This window comes from Leifsonia sp. SIMBA_070, assembly GCF_046534635.1.
GTDB lineage: Bacteria > Actinomycetota > Actinomycetes > Actinomycetales > Microbacteriaceae > Leifsonia.
In genome coordinates, this window is the sequence record NZ_JAWRYK010000391.1 from 1 (window position 1) to 265 (window position 265).

Annotated in this window: 1 protein-coding gene; it reads right to left on the reverse strand. The window is 56.2% G+C overall.

Features of this window, described 5'->3' with window-relative positions; all coding sequences use genetic code 11:
* Nucleotides 1–210 (reverse strand): hypothetical protein (locus tag SB754_RS20795; protein ID WP_410784249.1); only part of this gene is annotated, 210 nt, incomplete at its 3' end.
* Nucleotides 211–265: the final 55 nt, after the last annotated feature.

The window sequence follows — 265 nt, forward strand, 5'->3', positions numbered from 1 at the left end:
CTGTTCGCGTTCAAGACGCTTGCGTTCTTCTTCCAGTTTCTTGAGACGGCTGGCAACCTCTTGGGCTGAGAGTCTAGACCCCAGATTCTCCAACAACGCTGCGAGCACATTGCGGGGCTGCAGGGAAGACGAGTAGTAAAAGACGCCGTTTTCGATTCGAGATTTGTGGTCCGTGACTATGCGCGACTCGTCGAAGTCATTGCTGAGCACGGTTCGGAGTTCCGAGCACGGTACGGCGAGCATTCCGGCTTTAGCGCCGCTGACG